Source organism: Formosa sediminum, assembly GCF_007197735.1.
Lineage (GTDB): Bacteria > Bacteroidota > Bacteroidia > Flavobacteriales > Flavobacteriaceae > Formosa > Formosa sediminum.
Window position 1 is genome coordinate 2,175,641 of sequence record NZ_CP041637.1, and the last position, 18,809, is coordinate 2,194,449.

Annotated in this window: 13 protein-coding genes and 2 tRNA genes; 13 read left to right on the top strand and 2 right to left on the bottom strand. The window is 32.3% G+C overall.

What is annotated here, in order from left to right; all coding sequences use genetic code 11:
- Positions 1 to 15: 15 nt before the first annotated feature.
- Both FNB79_RS09520 and FNB79_RS09525 read right to left on the bottom strand, forming a co-directional pair.
- Complete coding sequence (locus FNB79_RS09520; protein ID WP_143381093.1) at positions 16 to 765, bottom strand: C40 family peptidase; 750 nt, start codon at positions 763 to 765, stop codon at positions 16 to 18.
- Between the two features lie 66 nt (positions 766 to 831).
- Complete coding sequence (locus tag FNB79_RS09525; protein WP_143381094.1) at positions 832 to 2,010, bottom strand: acetyl-CoA C-acyltransferase; 1,179 nt, start codon at positions 2,008 to 2,010, stop codon at positions 832 to 834.
- A 126-nt stretch (positions 2,011 to 2,136) separates the two neighbouring features.
- Between FNB79_RS09525 and FNB79_RS09530 the strand changes: the two genes are divergently transcribed.
- From FNB79_RS09530 to FNB79_RS09585, 13 genes are all read left to right on the top strand, one after another.
- Entirely contained in the window at positions 2,137 to 4,188 is a 2,052-nt protein-coding gene (locus FNB79_RS09530) for an HD family phosphohydrolase (protein ID WP_143381095.1), read from the top strand.
- A 90-nt stretch (positions 4,189 to 4,278) separates the two neighbouring features.
- A tRNA-Ser gene (locus FNB79_RS09535) sits at positions 4,279 to 4,362 on the top strand.
- 50 nt (positions 4,363 to 4,412) lie between these two features.
- Positions 4,413 to 4,487: transfer RNA gene (locus FNB79_RS09540), tRNA-Pro, on the top strand.
- A gap of 252 nt (positions 4,488 to 4,739) precedes the next feature.
- Positions 4,740 to 4,874 (top strand): hypothetical protein, encoded by a 135-nt coding sequence (locus tag FNB79_RS17505; RefSeq protein ID WP_394345098.1) that lies wholly within the window; start codon positions 4,740 to 4,742, stop codon positions 4,872 to 4,874.
- Between the two features lie 101 nt (positions 4,875 to 4,975).
- Positions 4,976 to 6,112: a carboxypeptidase-like regulatory domain-containing protein gene (locus FNB79_RS09545; RefSeq protein ID WP_143381096.1), complete on the top strand. Its 1,137-nt coding sequence runs from the start codon at positions 4,976 to 4,978 to the stop codon at positions 6,110 to 6,112.
- 363 nt (positions 6,113 to 6,475) lie between these two features.
- Positions 6,476 to 7,723 (top strand): site-specific integrase, encoded by a 1,248-nt coding sequence (locus FNB79_RS09550; RefSeq protein ID WP_262711369.1) that lies wholly within the window; start codon positions 6,476 to 6,478, stop codon positions 7,721 to 7,723.
- A gap of 92 nt (positions 7,724 to 7,815) precedes the next feature.
- Positions 7,816 to 7,971 (top strand): histone H1, encoded by a 156-nt coding sequence (locus tag FNB79_RS09555; RefSeq protein WP_143382603.1) that lies wholly within the window; start codon positions 7,816 to 7,818, stop codon positions 7,969 to 7,971.
- Positions 7,972 to 8,691: 720 nt separating this feature from the next.
- Positions 8,692 to 9,666, top strand: coding sequence for a FecR family protein (locus FNB79_RS09560; RefSeq protein ID WP_143381098.1), 975 nt, complete (start codon positions 8,692 to 8,694; stop codon positions 9,664 to 9,666).
- The gene (locus tag FNB79_RS09565) at positions 9,653 to 10,237 is read left to right on the top strand and encodes an RNA polymerase sigma factor (protein ID WP_246073257.1); all 585 of its coding nucleotides are present in this window, start codon (positions 9,653 to 9,655) and stop codon (positions 10,235 to 10,237) included. The genes FNB79_RS09560 and FNB79_RS09565 overlap by 14 nt, the downstream gene beginning before the upstream one ends.
- A gap of 93 nt (positions 10,238 to 10,330) precedes the next feature.
- On the top strand, positions 10,331 to 13,696 hold the full coding sequence (locus tag FNB79_RS09570) for a SusC/RagA family TonB-linked outer membrane protein (protein WP_143381099.1): 3,366 nt from the start codon (positions 10,331 to 10,333) through the stop codon (positions 13,694 to 13,696).
- A gap of 12 nt (positions 13,697 to 13,708) precedes the next feature.
- Complete coding sequence (locus tag FNB79_RS09575) at positions 13,709 to 15,376, top strand: RagB/SusD family nutrient uptake outer membrane protein (protein ID WP_143381100.1); 1,668 nt, start codon at positions 13,709 to 13,711, stop codon at positions 15,374 to 15,376.
- Positions 15,377 to 15,429: 53 nt separating this feature from the next.
- Positions 15,430 to 16,674, top strand: a complete 1,245-nt coding sequence (locus FNB79_RS09580; RefSeq protein WP_143381101.1) for a YdcF family protein — start codon at positions 15,430 to 15,432, stop codon at positions 16,672 to 16,674.
- Between the two features lie 5 nt (positions 16,675 to 16,679).
- Positions 16,680 to 18,758 carry a glycoside hydrolase domain-containing protein gene (locus FNB79_RS09585; protein ID WP_143381102.1) on the top strand — a complete coding sequence of 693 codons (2,079 nt, stop codon included), beginning with the start codon at positions 16,680 to 16,682 and terminating at the stop codon, positions 18,756 to 18,758.
- The last annotated feature ends 51 nt before the right edge of the window (positions 18,759 to 18,809 follow it).

An 18,809-nucleotide genomic window follows, 5' to 3' on the forward strand; every position in this document is an offset into this window, starting at 1 on the left:
ATACTGAGTTTACTTTTATATAATTTTTTTTATAACTCGAAGTTTATGGGTGTGCATATTTCTATCTACATTATAAATTCCAGAATGATCTAGTCTGTCTATGCGTACTTTACCATGAGCATGTATAATATAATTGTCATTCATAATAAGGCCTACGTGAACAATTTTGCCTTCATTATTATCAAAAAATGCAAGATCTCCGGCTTCACTTTCTTCAATAAAACTAAGGGCTTCACCTTGGGTAGCTTGTTCAGAAGCGTCTCTGAAAATTTTGTAGCCATTTAATTTATATACCATTTGCGTTAAGCCCGAACAATCTATACCAAAAGGTGTTTTACCGCCCCATAAATATGGTGCATTTAAATACATAAAAGCCGTATGTATAAGATTAGATTTGGGTAAAACAGCTTCAGAAGTGGTGCCATCGTGTGTGTGATGAAGCACGTCTAAACTATTCAATGTTGCGCCTAAAGGTATAGGATAAAGCTGATTATTGGCATCGTTAACAAATTCAACCAAATCGGTCGCAATTTTAGGTGATTCAGAATCCAGTCTATTATAAATCGCTTCAGGGATTTCTACATATTGTTTGGTATCAATCCAGCCTTCATAAGCATCGAAAGCTAATCTTATTCTACACCAGTTTTTTCGTTGTTCTAACACTTTAAAATGTTCGCCATAAAGTACCTGAGACACAAGCTCGGAAGCATCAGAAGGTTCTATTCTTAAAGGTACAATGCTTAAATTACAAACGCCGTATTGCATTAATTAACTATTGGATTTTGGTCTAAATATAGAATTTAATGAGTTTTTAAAAAATAATATTGACATTTAAAGTCGTTCTAAAATCATTGCCGAAGCACCACCACCGCCATTACAAATTGCAGCAGCACCAATTTTAGCTTGATTTTGTTCTAGAATATTTAAGAGTGAGATTACAATACGGACACCAGAACACCCTAGTGGATGCCCTAGTGATATGGCACCTCCGTTTACATTTATATTAGTAGCCGTTAAACCTAAGAGTTTCATGTTGGCTAAAGCCACGACAGCAAAAGCTTCATTCAATTCAAAATAATCTATATCTTCAAGTTTTAAGTCTGCTTTATTCAACGTTTTCTGTAAAGCCTTAGCAGGAGAGGTGGTAAACCATTCAGGGGCTTGTGATGCATCTGCATAACTTCTAATTCTCGCTAAGGGATGTAATCCTAAGGTGTCGGCTTTGTCTTTACTCATCATAATAACTGCGCCTGCACCATCGTTTATAGTGGATGCATTTGCAGCAGTTACAGTGCCATCTTTAGAAAATACAGGACGTAAAGTTGGAATTTTATCAATTTTTACATTTGTAAATTCTTCGTCCTTATCAATAATGAGAGGTGTACCATGACGTTGCGGTATCTCTACAGGAACAACCTCGTTATTAAATTTTCCGGCAGCCCATGCTGCTGCAGATCGGGTATAGGATTGTATGGCATACGCATCTTGATCTTCACGAGAAAGGTTGTATTTAGCAGCACAAACATCTGCACAAGCCCCCATCGTATTCGCATTATATGCATCTATTAAACCGTCTTTTTGTAGACCGTCTAAAACAGTTAGAGGACCAAATTTTGTGCCTGTTCTTGAATATACATAATGAGGAATAAGACTCATATTTTCCATACCTCCAGCAACAACCACATCAGCATCACCTAAGGCAATAGATTGAGCAGCAAGTGTCAAGGCTTTCATGCCTGAAGCACACACTTTATTTACAGTGGTGCAAGGCACAGTATTAGGAATTCCTGCATAAATCGCAGCTTGCTTAGCAGGTGCTTGACCGGTTCCAGCTTGTACCACTTGCCCCATAAAAACTTCATCAACAAGATTATGAGCTAAATTAATTTTTTGTAGGGCGCCTTTTATAGCTACAGCCCCTAATTCTGGAGCAGGAATTGTAGAAAGTGTACCTAAAAAACGTCCTATAGGAGTTCTAGCAGCGGAAACGATGACAACTTCTTTACTCATAAACAATGTTTTTAGGTTTAATTGTTGCGAAATTAATGAAATTAATAGGAAATAGGAAGGATTCCTGCTTTAGAAACCTGTTAAAACGCTTTAATTTATTACATTTGATATACCTTAATGACTTACATGAAAGACTTTGTAAATACCTTATACAGGAATCATACCTTGTTATATAAAGTATTGCTTTTTATATGCACGACTTTTTTAATCGTGTATTTATTTCCAAAAAGCGGACGGTTTAAATACGACTTTGAGAAAGGTAAACCATGGCAATCGGAAAATTTATATGCCCCTTTTAATTTTGCAATAAAAAAGAGTCCTGAAGAAATATCTGAAGAAAAGCGAATCATTACCACAAATGCGATTCGCTATTTTGATATTGATAGTGGTATTAAAGAACAAGTCTTTAAAGATTATAAAAACACGTTTAATTTAACCATACCCGATACCATACCTGCTCGAGATGCAAAAGCCTTATATCGAGAAGGGACTAAAATTTTAAATCAGTTCTATAATTTTGGTGTATTACACGAAGATTATAGTTTTAATGGCAATACCACTGTAATCCTTTTAGATAATCGAGTTGAAAAAGTTAATGCTGAATACTCAAATCTCGTAAAGCAAGAGAATATAAAACCCTTGCTTATAAAAACAGTTACAGATCATGATTTGAAACGTTATGAGCGACTGTTTTTAGCTCTCTTTTATGATGTAATACAGCCAAATTTAACCTATAATAAAGAGTTTACAGAACGAGCTCTAGAAGAGGCTTTAAGTAAAATTTCGTATACTCGAGGGAGTGTAGAAAAAGAAACCCTTTTAATTTCTAAGGGAGAAGTTGTAGAGGGAGATAAATTTCAGATTTTAAAATCTTTAGAATCGGAATACGAATCTCAGGTGTGGAGCGCCTCTAATTACAATTGGATAGTGTTTGCCTATACGCTTTTAGTATCGCTTGCTCTGTTAATGCTATTGCTGTTTTTAAGAAAATACAGACGCGATGTTTTTGCTAATAATAATAAAGTAACCTTTATATTTTTTAATGTGTTATTTATGGTGTTTATAACGTCTATGGTTGTAAACTATAATGCCCATTACATTTATGTGGTACCGATTTGTATGCTGCCATTGGTGTTAAAAGCTTTTTTTGATTCGAGACTAGGATTGTTTACTCATGTGGTTACAATGTTGCTTTTAGGATCTATAGTGCCGAATAGTTACGAGTATATGTTTTTGCAAATTATTGCGGGTATTGTAACCATATTAACGGTTTCCGAGCTCTATAAACGAGCCAATTTATTTATATCTATTGGCCAAATTACTCTAATTTATATTGTAGCCTATTTTGCGTTTTTCGTCATTCATGAAGGTAGCGTAGACAACCTAAAGTGGGAAACGTTTTTAATGTTTATTTTATGTGGATTGGCAACACTGTTTGTACAGCCATTAATTTACGTTTACGAAAAAATGTTTGGATTAGTATCTGATGTATCTCTATTAGAACTTACTGATACAAATAGTAAATTATTAAAAGAGTTAGCAGAAAAAGCACCAGGAACTTTTCACCATTCTTTAAATGTAGCCAATTTAGCCGAAGCTTGTGCAAATGAAATTGGTGCCAATAGTATGCTCATGCGTGTTGGTGCACTATATCATGATATTGGTAAAATGAAAAATCCAACCTACTTTACAGAAAACCAATCTACAGGAATTAACCCTCATGATGAATTGGCGCCAAAAGAAAGTGCTAAAATTATTGTAGACCACGTGTTAAACGGTATTGAAATTGGAAAGAAAAATAATTTACCCGATCGGGTTATTGATTTTATACGTACACATCACGGTACAAGTGTGGTTTATTATTTTTATATGATGGAAAAAAAATCGCAACCCGATGATGTTGAGATAGATGATTTTAGATATTTAGGACCGAAACCATTTAGTAAAGAAACAGCAATTTTAATGATGTGTGATAGCGTTGAAGCGGCTTCTAAAAGTTTAAAAGAACCTACATCTACAAAAATTGATGCTTTTGTAGAATCTATTATAAATAAGCAGATGGAAGAGGGACAATTTTTAAATTCTAATATTACCTTTAAAGATATTCAATCTATAAAAAAAGTGCTAAAGCTCAAGTTAGCAAACATTTACCATTTAAGAATTGAGTATCCAGAATAATTTTTAAAAAAAAGACAAAAAAAAGGTTGGATATTTAATAACAAAGCTTAAATTTGCAACCGCAAAAATAATGAAAGTTCATTGTTTTTAGGAGAGGTGCCAGAGTGGTAATGGAGCAGATTGCTAATCTGTCGACGGGTAACTGTCGCCAGGGTTCGAGTCCCTGTCTCTCCGCAGAAGTCTTTAAATGTAAATATCGGGAATTTAAAGATAAACATACACTTCGGGGTGTAGCGTAGCCCGGTTATCGCGCCGCGTTTGGGACGCGGAGGTCGCAGGTTCGAATCCTGCCACCCCGACTATTTTAAAGTACAATTAGTGTCAAAACCTTGGTAATCTTCAGATTACCAAGGTTTTGACGTTTATGTCCATTCATATTAATTGAATTGATTTAATTAAAAATGTGACTTATTCGGTTACCAATATAAAAAACGTCAAAAAAGGTAACCGAGATTTTTGATTTGACTTTTGTTTTTAATGTTCAATTTTTAAAACAAAAGTGTATGAAAACCACACAAACTTTCAGTATTCTGCTTTAGTTAAAGCAATCTATGACCAAAAACGGAAAAGCGTCTCTTTACGCTCATATTACAGGTAATGGTAAATGCGCAGAACTTTCCTTAAAACGAAAAGTAAATATCTCGTTATTGGGATTCGAACAAAAGCCGTATAAAAGGCTTGAATGAGGAATCTAGATTACTCAATGATTATTTAAAGCAAGTTAGTGCAGAACTTTTTAAGATATTTCACATGACCTTACTATATAATATTTTTTAATCTTTTAAAAATGAAATCAATTTATTTCATAATCCTATTTTTTTCTATTCATCCAATATTATATGCTCAATTTGAAATTACTGGCACAATATCATCTGACAGTATTAAACTAGAGAGTGTTAATATAGCTGTTTTAAACTCAAATAGAGGAACAATAACTAATTCCAAAGGACAATTTAAGCTTAATAATGTAAGCACTACAGACACAATTCGTTTTTCAATGATGGGTTACCAAACTCTAGATACTCTATTTTATAAAGGTGTGGGAGATGCTAAAATCAAATTAAAGCAATCAATTATTGAGATTTCAGAAATTGAAATAACTACACCCAATTATGTATCAGACATATTAAAAAATGTACTTGTAAATTTGGAAAATAATTACCCTGTAAATTCAAGTATTATTAATGCCATTTTTCGCAAGCAAATTGTTCAAAATGGAGATTACTTATTTTTAGGAAATTCTCAAATTTCAATATTCTGTCCTTCTTATCTCTCAAACGAAAAGAAGAACGTTTATTTAAACACTATTAAACTGACAAAAAACGAATTAGTCAATATAAATATGGATATACCTCCATCCTCGCTTCTTGATTTTTCGCCAAAATTTGGATTTATTACATCTCCAGAATATTTTGATTTCACTTTTCTAAAATCAATCAAATGGAATAATGCAGTATTTTTAAAAATAGCATTTAAAACAAAACAAAAGTACTGGGATGACTCTCCTTTTGAAGGTGTCCTGACAATTGAAAAATCATCATATGCTATCTCTGAAATTGAATGGACCACCCATAAAAAAGATGAAACAAAAAAAGGATATAATAGAGAAATGGGTATATATAAAGGAACTTTCGTAACCAATCAATTAAAGAATCACATTAGTTATACCAAAAAAAATGATAATAAATGGCATTTTAGCTACAATCGCATTATTTGGGATGTTACTATTAAGTATAAAAAATATCCTGATGAAAATCAAAATCTTATACTAAAATCCGATTTATATGTACAAGAAAATGATCTACTTTCAAGCATAAAAAATCTCGAATCAATTAATATAAATGTTGATTTATTTAATAAGCAAAAGTCTTTAAATTATTCAGAATGGGATGATTTGAATCCTATTTTACCTGATTTTAAGTAAATTAGTTATGAGAGAAATAATTTTTGTTGAAAGCAGAGAAAGATTAAAAAATATTGCGAAAAAATTCCTTTTGGAGAAGAAATTACATCTATAGATTTCATCAATAAAAACCCTAGGTTTTACCTATATTATTCATATCTTTTTTCAGATGTCTTTAAATATTACGATTTAACGACTTTAAATAAGTTATCCTTTCAAGCTGAAGCAATGGAGATTTTAACAAGTATCTTTAATTCAAAATCAAATTTTGGAAATATTTTAAAAAGCGAAAGTTAGAATTACTAGAGGAGCAAAATATTGAAGACGAATTAAATAATAATTTCACTTTTAAGAAATATAAAAAACTTTCGGATTGACTTCTGGCTGAAAAAAAGATCCATTAAAAGTAATGGTCAAATTCCTATTTATGCCCGTATTTTAGTAAATGGTGTTGGAGCTGATATTAGTATCCAGCGTTCTACCTTAGCCTCTAATTGGTATAATAAATCTTTTAGGGTAAAATCTAGGTTAAAAGAATCTAAGAATATTAATTTTTACCTCGATGAAGTGTATTCAGATTTATTAGAATGTCACAGACAACTTTCTTCTGAAGGCATACCTGTAACGGCAAAAAAGATAAAATTACGTTATTTAGGCAAAGACAAAACATTAGAAACACTTGAAGATGTTTTAAATTATCATAAAACTGTAGAATCTAAAAAACTGCAACAAGGCACTTTAAAAAACTATGTGGCTACGGAAAAGTATTTGAAGCGTTTTTTACAACAAAAGCATAGTGTTTCAGATATTCATTTACATTGCATTGATTACTCTTTTATCATCGAGTTTGAGGATTTTCTTCGGACTTGCAAACCTCTTCGTGCATCTCAATCCTTGAGTAATAATGGGATTATGAAGCATATGGAACGTTTCCAGAAACTCATCAATATTGCGATGAAGTTTGGATGTTATAGAAACAATCCATTTAATTTATATGGTCTGAAATATGAAGATTATGACAGTGAATTTCTTGAAGTCAAAGAAATAATAAAATTAAAAAGCGTTGTTTTGTCTTCTCCAAGTTTGAAACAGACAAGAGATTTTTTTGTGTTCGCTTGTTACACAGGTTTGTCTTATATAGAAGTTCAAAAGCTAAATCGTAGTGATATTGTAGAGGGGATTGATGGAGTATTATGGATAAATGTTAAACGTCAAAAAACAAAAACACCTGTTAGAGTGCCATTGTTATCTCAAGCATTGGAAATATTAGAATGCTATAAATCCTATCCCTGTGAGAGTAATAATTATTGTTTACTTCCTATTTTATCCAACCAAAAAGTTAATGCACATCTTAAGGATATTGCAAAATCGGCAGGAATATATAAATATTTAACCTTTCATGTAGCGAGGCATACATTTGCCACAACCATAACATTATTAAATGATGTGCCCTTGGAAACAGTTTCGAAATTATTGGGACATACTAAATTGTCGACCACACAAAAATACGCTAGAGTTGTTGAAAAGAAAATAAGTAAGGATATTGGGCGCTTAAAGAATGTTTTGAATCGGCAAGAAGAATGTATATTAAAACAGCCTATAGTTAAGTCTGTTCAACTACGGATTGTTTAATTTTACATTAAACGACTCATTAACGTAAATATAAAATATTAATTTAGCGATATATATTAAACCTCAAATTTAAGAAAGAACTATTAAAATAAATCAACGCTCAATATGAAGCGTTTCACAGTGATGCTGGTGCATTGTTAGAAAGTGGAAATAAGGCAGCAGGAACACGTGCTCGTAAAGCTACACTTGAAATGACCAAACTAATGAAAGATTTTAGAAAGATGTCTATAGAAGCTTCAAAAAAATAATTTTTTTATCTTTTTAAAGAAGAACCCCTTCATATTTTGAAGGGATTTTTTTTTAAGTTAAGATTGTATAGTTTCGATATTAACTAGTTGACCATGCTTATTTCATGTCAATACAAAATATGTTGATGAAAATAATATTAATTATCAGGTTTTAAAGGCGCTATTGGAATTTTCTCATCAAAAGATTATGGTATGAAAACAATTATATATTGCCTAATCAAATTTATTTTTCTCTACTTAAGAATATAGCTTTTACTTACATCTGAGGACTTATTAAATAATGTTAATTTAAACTTTAAAAGCTATGTAATAACAAGATTTACAGTAGGTCGATATCTTTTTTCGATCAAAAATGAAATCCTTAAAACAGTTAAGATTTTATATTGCACAAGTCTGGTTTAAAAATTTATAACATACTAAGTAGAAATTTTCCTTGTATATTGGTTCTACAGGTGGGTATTTTAATAGTATGTGTTTTTAATTGTTTGATATAAAAAGGTGCTTATAAAGTAAAAGGTTAATCCGTTTAACTAGGAATAAAAATCAAAATAAGGAATTCTTGTATTCCTTTCTAAATTATTTAGGTATTTATTCTACGCTAATATTCAATATGCTATCTCAATTAACAATTAGTTAAACTTTAGTTTGCAATCCCTTTATATTATTTGTTGGGGGTATTCTATAATTTTCGACTCCTATAAGTAAAAGGGTAAACTTTGTATGAAAATTAATAGAAGGGAAAAGAAATGTATAAGGTATTTAACTAATGAAATGTCTCAGGCAGATCGAGCTGTTTTTGAAATAGAGCTTGCCTTAGATCATGATTTAAAAAACCTTTATGAAAATTATAGTCTAATTTGGAAACATTATCCAATACCTGAGCAAATTGACGATCCTAATTATGAATCAAAACAAAGTTTGTCAAAGGATTCTAGTTTCATTAAAGATTCTAAACAAAGGTGGTCCAAAAAATATATCGCTATAAGTGCTTTTGCTTTAGTTATACTAACTGTATCCGTTTTTATATATCATTCGCAAGACATTAATTATACTAACCAAATTGTAACTGAAAAAGGAGAAAGGCGATCACTTTATCTGCCAGATAGTACCTTGGTTGTTCTAAATTCTTTAAGTGAGATACATTTTCCTAACGCATTCAATAAAACAAGAGATGTTTTTGTGAGCGGAGAAGTGTTTTTTGATGTCACGCATAATGAAGAAAAACCTTTTACAGTGCATACAACCGATTTGGATGTACAAGTGTTAGGAACCGCTTTTAATGTGAATACCTCTTCATCAAATAAAATCATATCCTTAGAACGTGGTAAAGTGAATGTGTTATTAAAAGAGTCGAATAATCAATTAACTCTTTCTCCTAACGAACAACTTATTTATAATAATGCCACAAACAATATTACAAAGAAAAATTTTAATGCAATAGAGGTCTTAGGCTGGAAGGATGAAATGCTTATTTTAGATAACACACCATTTAAAGAAGCCATAAAAAAACTTAATCAGTTTTACGGAGTAACCTTTAGACTAAAAGATAAAACTCTTGAAAGTAAAAAAATAACGGGCGCATTCAAAGGATTAGACATAAAGGGGGTTATATCCTCATTAGAATTTATTGCAAATATTACTATAGTTCCAATTCATAAAAATGAATACTTAATAATCGGAAATGATGCAAATTAGAGGAGTGAATGTAAGTAATGCTGTAACTGAAGATCTTCTTCTTTTTAAGCAAATTCAATTAGGAAACCCTAAAGCAGTAGATGTTTTGTTTAAGAAATATTACCATAGCTTATGTCGGTTCGGAATCCTTTATGAGTCTAATATTCACATTATAGAAGAAAAAGCTTCAGATGTTTTTATGATCTTATGGAAGGAAAAGCATAAACTACATACTATTAAAAATCCAAAATCATATATATACGTAATCCTAAAAAACAACCTAAGAAAGCCATGTAAAAACCACAAAATAAGACCAATACTTCATGAAGATCAATTTGAGAATCAAAATTTGTATCCAAGTATTGAAGATGAAATTATAGCTAATGAGCAGTTAGAAATCAATAAACACATCATTAGAACTATTTTAAATGAAATTCCTAAACGCACACGTCAGATCTTTGAAATGAGTAGAATAGACGGATTTAAGTATAAAGAAATTTCAGAACTCTTAGATATAGCTCCTAAAACTGTAGAAAATCACATCGGGTTAGCTCTTAAATATATAAGTAAGGGGTTGATTACTTACAAGTAATATTAAATTAAATCATATCATTTAAAAAAAATCCTATGTCATAGGACAGGGGATTCCTATTCAAAATTTAAAACATAATTAAAGCATAATTTTATGAAATTTAAAAGCCTAATTATAGTTCTTGTCCTATCCATGGCAAGCAGTTTACACGCATTTTCAAGTGCTTATTTAATACCGCCTAATACAGATAGTATTAATTTGAATTTAAAGAATACCTCTTTAAGTCAAGTATTTAATCTTATAGAAAAACAGACACATATACCATTTATTTATGTGTCAAATCAGTCCTATTTATCGACTAAGATTGATTTAAATGTACATAATGAAACTCTAGAGATTGTTCTAAATACCTTGAAAGAAAAGTCTTCTTTAGATTTTAAAATTACCGATAGCGGTATTTTGGTTAAGAAGCAGGTGGTTATTTCTAACCAACAAGAATCTCAAATTAAAGGTACTGTAAAAGACAACAATGGGTTACCTATTTTAGGAGCCAATGTTTTTGTGAAAGGTACAAATATAGGAACATCTACAGATTATGATGGTCATTTTAAATTAACAATTCCGGCGAATATAGAGACTATTACTATAACTTATTTAGGGTATCAGAAACAGGATGTTAATATAATTGGTCAAAACATAGTTTCTATTGTTTTATTGGAAGATGCGAATGAATTAGATGAAATATTAGTGGTGGGGTATGGCACAGAAAAACGTGAAAATATTACAGCTGCTATTTCTTCGGTAGATCCGGATGACATTAAAACGTTGCCTAAAGCTAATGTAGAGGAAATGTTACAAGGTAGAATGCCAGGTGTCCAGGTTATGAGTGATAATAGTCCAGGAGGAGGAACATCCATTCGTGTAAGAGGATTTAGTACGATTAATAATAATGATCCTCTTGTTGTTATTGATGGTGTTCCTACCTCTAACGGATTAAATAGTATTAATCCTCAAGATATAGAAAGCATACAGGTCCTTAAGGATGCTGCTTCATCTTCTATCTATGGTTCACGTGCTGCTAATGGTGTTATTGTAATTACGACTAAAAAAGGAGCTGGTAAAGATTCTTTTGAGGTTAATATAGATGGTTATGCAGGAATACAAACTGCTATTAACTTACCAAAAATGTTAAATGCGCAACAATATGGAGATTTATTATGGCAAGCATATAAGAACGATGGACAAACACCATCGCATGATATTTATGGAGATAACCCAGATCAAGCCGTAATACCAATATGGTTAAATAGTGAGGAAACACTACCAAGTAGCGATGTAAATTGGATTCAAGAAATTATGCAACCTGCTTTTGTTCAAAATTATAATCTTTCCATCCAGAAAGGTTCAGAAAAAGGACAACATGCCTTTTCTTTAGGGTATTATGATCAAGAAGGCGTTGTGAAATATACCGGTTTTACTAGATATTCGGCACGTTTTAATTCAAATTATAATATTACAGATTGGTTAGCTATAGGAGAAAATTTTACAGGATCTTATACGGAAGATGTGTCTGCAACTACGAATAGTGCTTTAGGAAGTATAATTTACAATGCGTTTCAATTTCCTTCAATAATTCCTGTAAGAGATAATAATGGAGATTTTGGAGGTAACCCCATTAACGATATAGGAAATCCGCTTGCCAGTCTTTACCGATCAAAAGATAATAAAGATAAAAATGTACGTGCCTTTGGTAATGTTTATGCCGAACTCAATTTTGGAGATTTTATATTTAAATCGTCCTTTGGATTAGATTATAATAATTATAATTATAGAGGGTTTTCTTCCGTATATGATGAAATTCTTTCTCAAAACACCATAAACAGCTTAAGTACTTCTAATAGTTTTAACCATCAGTTTACTTATACCAATACCATCAATTATTCTAAATCTATAGGCGGTCATAATATAGATGTATTACTAGGGCAGGAAGCTATAGAATATTATGCAGAATCTTTTTCAGCTTCTAGACAAGATTTTTTATATGAAGATCCTAATTTTTGGTATTTAAGTTATGGAACGGATAATCAATTAAACTCGGGATCAGCGAGTGAATGGACATTAAACTCGTATTTCGGAAGGTTTAGATATAATTTTAATGAAAAGTATCTAGTTACTGCAACAGTTAGAAGAGACGGTACTTCGCGCTTAGCCAATAATAATTGGGGGACATTTCCAGCCTTTTCAGTAGGATGGCGCTTAGATAAAGAAGACTTCTTTGACTTTGGAACAGTGTTTACAAGTATGTTGCTTAGAGCAAGTTGGGGACAAACTGGTAATCAAGAGGTTCCATCTTATTCTACAGTAGATAGTTATACTAATAATAGTAGTAATAGTGATTATGCTATAGATGGCGGACAAAATTCGGTGTCGACAGGGCTTACTCAAACTAGAATTTCTAATTCAGATCTTAATTGGGAGACCACAACACAAACCTCTATAGGTGTTGATTTAGGCTTTTTTAATAATAAATTAAACATCACCGCAGAAGTATATAAGAAGGTTACTGATGATATTTTGGTTTATAATTCTGTACCACTAACATATGGAGGCACAAATGATGGACAGTGGATTAATGATGGTGTTATGGAGAATAAAGGATACGAACTTAATTTAAGATATAGCGATAAAAGCCATGATTTTGGTTATGATTTAGGTCTTAATATATCTGGTTATAAAAATGAATTGACAGAACTTCACAATGTTGCTTACTTAGGGATTCCTAGTTCATCACTACATAGCGTGAATTTTGATCAAGAGGTTTCTAGAAGCGCCGTGGGGCAACCTATCGCATCTTTTTATGGCTACCGTTCTGAAGGATTGTTTAGAAGTCAAGAAGACGTTGATAGTTATGGCTTACAACCCAATGCGCAACCTGGAGATTTAAAATTTGCAGATGTGAACGGTGATGGTGAAATAAATGATGAAGATAGAACCTTTATAGGTTCTCCGCATCCCGATGTTGTTATAGGATTTAATATAAACGTTAATTACAAGAATTTTGACTTAGGTATGTTTTTTAACGCAAGTATTGGTAACGATATTTATAACCTAACAAAATACAAGACATACTTCTTTAACCAATCTGCATATAATAAAGACTCGGCTTTATTAGGCGCGTGGAGTACAGAGAATCCAAATTCAGATATACCAAGATTAAGTTTGGACGATCCAAATAATAACATCAGACCTTCATCGTATTATGTTGAGGATGGCTCTTATTTAAAATTAAATAATTTACAAATTGGTTATACGCTTCCAGCAAATATTTTAAACAATTTAGGGCTCAGAATATATGCTCAAGCGAGTAATGTATTTACAATAACAGATTATAGTGGGATGACTCCAGAAATTGGGCTTCAGAATTATTCAAGTAGCAGTAGAAACTTAGATATTGGTGTAGATCGTGGTATTTATCCTCCTTCAAGAACATTCATTTTAGGATTTAACCTTAACTTTTAAAACTAATTTACAATGAAATTTAAAACATATATAGCAAAAATTATGATTGTTCCTACAGTCATATTAAGTATTACGTCGTGTGCTAACGATTATTTAGAAGAAGTTACCTATGGAGAAGTTTCTCCTTCAGAAATGACTAGTCCAGCGAATGTAGAATTGGCAATAATTTCAGCTTATAGCGTCTTAAATGGGCAGTTTGACGGTGCAAGTAATGCTTATAATTCACCTGCTTCTAATTGGAGTTTTGGAGATGTTGTTTCAGACGATGCCTATAAAGGTGGTGGTGGTACTGGTGATCAAAATAATATTCACCAAATGGAGATCTTTAATACACTACCTACTACAATTGATGTTGAACGTAAATGGATGGCATTGTATGAAGGTGTTAAAAGAGCTAATGAAGCGATGCGCTTACTTGAAGCATCTGAAGATTTTGATGATGATTTAAGAATTCAGAGAAAAGCCGAGTTACAATTTTTGCGTGGACATTTTTATTTTGAATTGAAAAAGATTTATAATCATATTCCTTATATAGATGAAACGGCAGAAACTGTAAATGACTATGCTAAATCTAATACTGAATTTACTTCAGAAGAATTATGGAACAAAATAGAAGCCGATTTTCAAGCCGCTTATAACGTCTTGCCAACTACACAAGACGAAGTGGGTAGACCTACAAAAATTGCGGCACAAGCCTATTTAGCTAAAACGTACTTGTTTCAAGATAAATGGCAATTGGCTTATGATGCGACTACAGAAGTTCTAAATAGTAACTACGGTTTGATGGATGATTTTCAAGAATTATTCTTGCCAGAAAATGATAATAATAAAGAAGTTATTTTTGCCGTTCAACACTCTGTAAATGATGGTCAGGCTAGTAATTATAATGGAAGTATAGGCGACCGATTATTAGCTCCAGGAGGACCTTTCTATTCTCAATATGGATTTCAAAGACCATCTCAAAATTTAGTAAATGCTTTTAAGGTTACTTCAGAAGGTATTCCTGCACATAGTAATGAAACCCTAACCGATACTGATTTTGTAGACCCTAGATTAGATATTACTATAGGAAGACCTGGGATTCCTTATAAAGATCTTGATATTTTGTACGATAGCAGTTGGGCAAGAGACTTAGCAACTTATGGTGAATTTAGTCCTAAGAAAAGAATTGTTTCAGCCAATTCTGAATATTTTGTAACTGTTTGGCCGTATGTAAGTGCTTTAGATTATTATATCATTAGATATGGAGAAGTTGTGTTATGGAGAGCAGAAGCCGCAGTAGAAATTGGTCAATTAGAAGAAGCAAGGTCTTTAGTAAACCAACTTAGAGATAGAGCTAAAAACTCCCAGTATGTAAAGACCTTAGATGGAAGTCAAGATGCCGCAAATTACAAGATAGCGTTGTATGCTAATGTATGGAGTAGTCAAGATGATGCTAGAGAGGCTGTGCGTTTAGAATCACGTTTAGAATTGGCTTTAGAAGGACATCGATTTTTTAACTTAGTACGTTGGGGAAATGCAGATAATGTTATCTCGGACTATCTTGAGGTTGAGAAAACCAGAAGAACCCACTTGTCTAATGCTACATTTCAAGCCGGAAAAAATGAATATTGGCCTATACCTCAGGCTTATATAGATGGTGTAACGGACGGCATGGTTACTCAAAACGACGGATATTAATACACATTAAATATAGCAGGAGATATTATTCTCCTGCTTTTTATTTTATACACATGAAAAAATATGTAATTATACTATGCTTGTTACTCACTGTAATAGGCTATAGCCAAGTTGCTCAAAATACTTACCCTAAAGTTTATCAAAAGCTAGCCAATAAAAATTATTATTTATTAAATGCCATAGATCACTATCCAGCAGTAAAAAATATTTTTGAGGACGATACCGTTTTGAAAGACATTTCTAAAGTTAAGCATCAAGCTATAGTGGCCTCGCTTTTAGGTGATTCTAAAACGATAGATGCGAAAGATCTGGTAAATCCGTATATTTTTACTGATTCTGAAATTTTAAGAATAAGTGAAAGATTAGAAGCATTATATGCTAAATCTGAAGTGGTAAGAGAATTCGTAAAGACAGAACTTAAGCCTTCTGGAGCATATAACTTATATGAAGGTGAAGGTGATAAAAAATTATTGTCTCAAGCTTGGGCATTATGTGCTCGTGGTGTTAATCACGTTTTAAAAGTTTATGGTCAAGGTGAATCCCCTCAATATGCTGAAATTGATTCTATATCTTACAATGTAAACAGTTCATATTATAAGCAAACCCTATTTGTATGGAGTGATCATTTGGTAGCTAATAATTTACAGGCTTTTTATTCTCAATCTACACAATTTGTTTTGTCCCTTTTATACTTTAATCACAGGGATGAAGCCGTAAGGTATGAGCCTTTAGCTACACTAGAAAATAAAAACGTAAAAGCGTATATATCGAATATTGATTTTGAACAATACAAATATGCTTCTGTACTCGTTCTAGGAAATGGTCCTGAAAATTACAGAGATCGATTATCTGCTTTAGGAAAATTTAATATTAAGTTGGGAGCAGAAGCTTTTTTGTCAGGAGACGTTCCGCTTATTATAGTGTCAGGAGGTCATGCCCATCCGTATAGAGCTGCATATGCAGAAGCCATAGAAATGAAAAAGGAGTTGATTACACAATACAATATTCCTGAAAATTGCATTATTATTGAGCCTTACGCGAGACATACAACAACCAATTTAAGAAATGCCAGTAGGCTATTGATTGCGTATAACGTGCCTATAGATCGGCTTTCATTAGTGGTTACTAATAATTTTCACAGTGAATACACAGGAAGTGAAATGTTTGTTAATCGTTGTTTTACAGAGTTAGGATATCAGCCAGTAACTATTAAAAAACGTTTAAATAAAACGACTCTTGAATATTTGCCCCAAAAGGAGTCCCTACAACAAAATCCTTTAGAACCTCTAGATCCCTAATATATATGTTTAGATATCTTTTTATTATTATACTACTTGTTCTAATAACAAGTCGCTTAAAAGCTCAAGAACGTACTAGTTTGACTGGTAGACCGGTAGATGCGGTTAATGTTTTTTTAGGTACCTCTGGAGATCATGGTCAATTATCTCCTGCGGCATCATCTCCTTTTAATATGATGAGTATTGGTCCACAAACCAAACCACATATACATACTGGTTATGATTATTATGCAAAAGTGTTTGAAGGGTTTACCCATACACGCATTGAAGGAGTAGGATGCACTGGAAGCGGAGGTAATATTTTAGTGAAACCCATTTTAGGAGAAGATCTCACAACAGAGCTTTACAAAAAACAGGATTATGCTTATCCTGGATTTTATAGTGTATCTTTTGAGAATGGTATTAAGGCTGAAATGTCAGTAGATACTAATTTTGGCATTCATAAGTACGAATTTCCAAATGAAGAAAGTAGTTTGTTCCTTGATTTATCTTATGCTTTTGCAGATCGATTTGTAGCTGAAAAACATACCTTACATGCCAATGTTATCACAGGATATATTGATACAAAAACAACCTGTGATGTTGGGGTGTATCGTATTTATTATGCCATTGAAATACGTAATGTTTCTGAGCTTAAACCGAGCGGAAATCATGGGCTTATAGCTGTCCGTGAAAATAAGCATAAACCTATGGAAGTCCGTGTTGGATTTTCTTCAGTAGCTGAAGATTATGCTTTAAAAAAAATAGAAAATTCATCCATAAGTTTAGAAACTTTAAAAGAACATACGATTACGAATTGGAATCAGTTGCTGAGTCGTGTAGAGGTCAAGGGGGAGAAAGATCGTGAAGCTCTTTTCTATTCTTTATTGTATAGAGGACTTCAATCTCCATATCTTATTTCAGAAACAGATGGTGTTTATCGTGCCATAGATGGATCTAGACAAACATCAGATTTTCCTGCTTATAATGGTTGGGCTATTTGGGATAACTATAGAGAGCAGTTGCCTATGTTATCACTATTGTATCAAGATACATTTGCATCAATAGCAAAGTCTATTGCTAATTTATACCGTTACGGCAAGCAAAGTTGGGCTACAATGCACGAGCCTTCACCTACTGTTAGGACAGAACATGCCATTGTAGTGTTGCTAGATGCTTATAACAAAGGATATGCTGTTAATTTTGAAGCTATACAAGAAGCATTAATTACAGAAGTTGAACAACTTGATTATAGTGCACCAGATAAAGCCTTAGAATCCTCTTACGATACTTGGGCAATGTCGGAAATCTTAAAAATTACTGGAGATACTTCGCTAAGTGAGAACTATGCACTTAAAGCTTTAAAGTATAAATCCTATTGGAATACAGATTTTGCAGATCTATCAAAAGACGATGTAGATAAAATGCAAGCGCGCGGTCTGTATCAAGGTACGATTTGGCAATACAGATGGTTTGTACCATTTGATGTTGATGGATTAAAAACTTTAATAGGAGGAGAAGATCTGTTTGTAAAACAATTAAATCAATTTTTTGCAGATTATAATTACAATCATGCAAATCAACCCGATTTACAAGTTCCAGGACTTTATAATGCTACCAAACAACCTTGGAAATCTCAAAAGCTTTTTAGAAATATTATGTTAGATACCGTGGTGCAAACTTATTTTAATAATAATAGTAAAGGTGTAGATCCCTATATCGGTAAAATATATAATAATAGACCAAAAGCCTATTTACGTACTATGGACGACGATGCAGGTACCATGTCGTCTTGGTTTGTGATGAGAAGTATTGGACTTTCTCCTGCTAATATTGGTGATCCGATTTATTATTTAACAGCTCCAATATTTAAATCTGTAAAAATAAATATGGGAGATAGTAAAATTTTAAATATAGAAGTAAAGCATTATAATAAAGATCATTTTTACATTCAAACCGTTTATTTTAATGGGAAGAAATTAGAAAGAAATTGGTTAACTCAAAAGGAACTTACTCAAGGTGGTCAACTCTTAATAGAAACAGGTCCGAAACCCAATAAAAGTTTTGGAATTCATAATCAATGGATCTCTAGTCTAAAAGAATGATTTCGTTGCTTTTTTTAATAACAATATATATCAAAAATGTAATTGTCAACA

Bases quoted from the DNA above. Each gene is read 5' to 3' on its own strand.
- FNB79_RS09520 (WP_143381093.1), bottom strand. From the start codon at position 765: ATGCAATACGGCGTTTGTAATTTAAGCATTGTACCTTTAAGAATAGAA.
- FNB79_RS09525 (WP_143381094.1), bottom strand. From the start codon at position 2,010: ATGAGTAAAGAAGTTGTCATCGTTTCCGCTGCTAGAACTCCTATAGGA.
- FNB79_RS09530 (WP_143381095.1), top strand. From the start codon at position 2,137: ATGAAAGACTTTGTAAATACCTTATACAGGAATCATACCTTGTTATAT.
- FNB79_RS17505 (WP_394345098.1), top strand. From the start codon at position 4,740: ATGACCAAAAACGGAAAAGCGTCTCTTTACGCTCATATTACAGGTAAT.
- FNB79_RS09545 (WP_143381096.1), top strand. From the start codon at position 4,976: ATGAAATCAATTTATTTCATAATCCTATTTTTTTCTATTCATCCAATA.
- FNB79_RS09560 (WP_143381098.1), top strand. From the start codon at position 8,692: ATGAAAATTAATAGAAGGGAAAAGAAATGTATAAGGTATTTAACTAAT.
- FNB79_RS09565 (WP_246073257.1), top strand. From the start codon at position 9,653: ATGATGCAAATTAGAGGAGTGAATGTAAGTAATGCTGTAACTGAAGAT.
- FNB79_RS09570 (WP_143381099.1), top strand. From the start codon at position 10,331: ATGAAATTTAAAAGCCTAATTATAGTTCTTGTCCTATCCATGGCAAGC.
- FNB79_RS09575 (WP_143381100.1), top strand. From the start codon at position 13,709: ATGAAATTTAAAACATATATAGCAAAAATTATGATTGTTCCTACAGTC.
- FNB79_RS09580 (WP_143381101.1), top strand. From the start codon at position 15,430: ATGAAAAAATATGTAATTATACTATGCTTGTTACTCACTGTAATAGGC.
- FNB79_RS09585 (WP_143381102.1), top strand. From the start codon at position 16,680: ATGTTTAGATATCTTTTTATTATTATACTACTTGTTCTAATAACAAGT.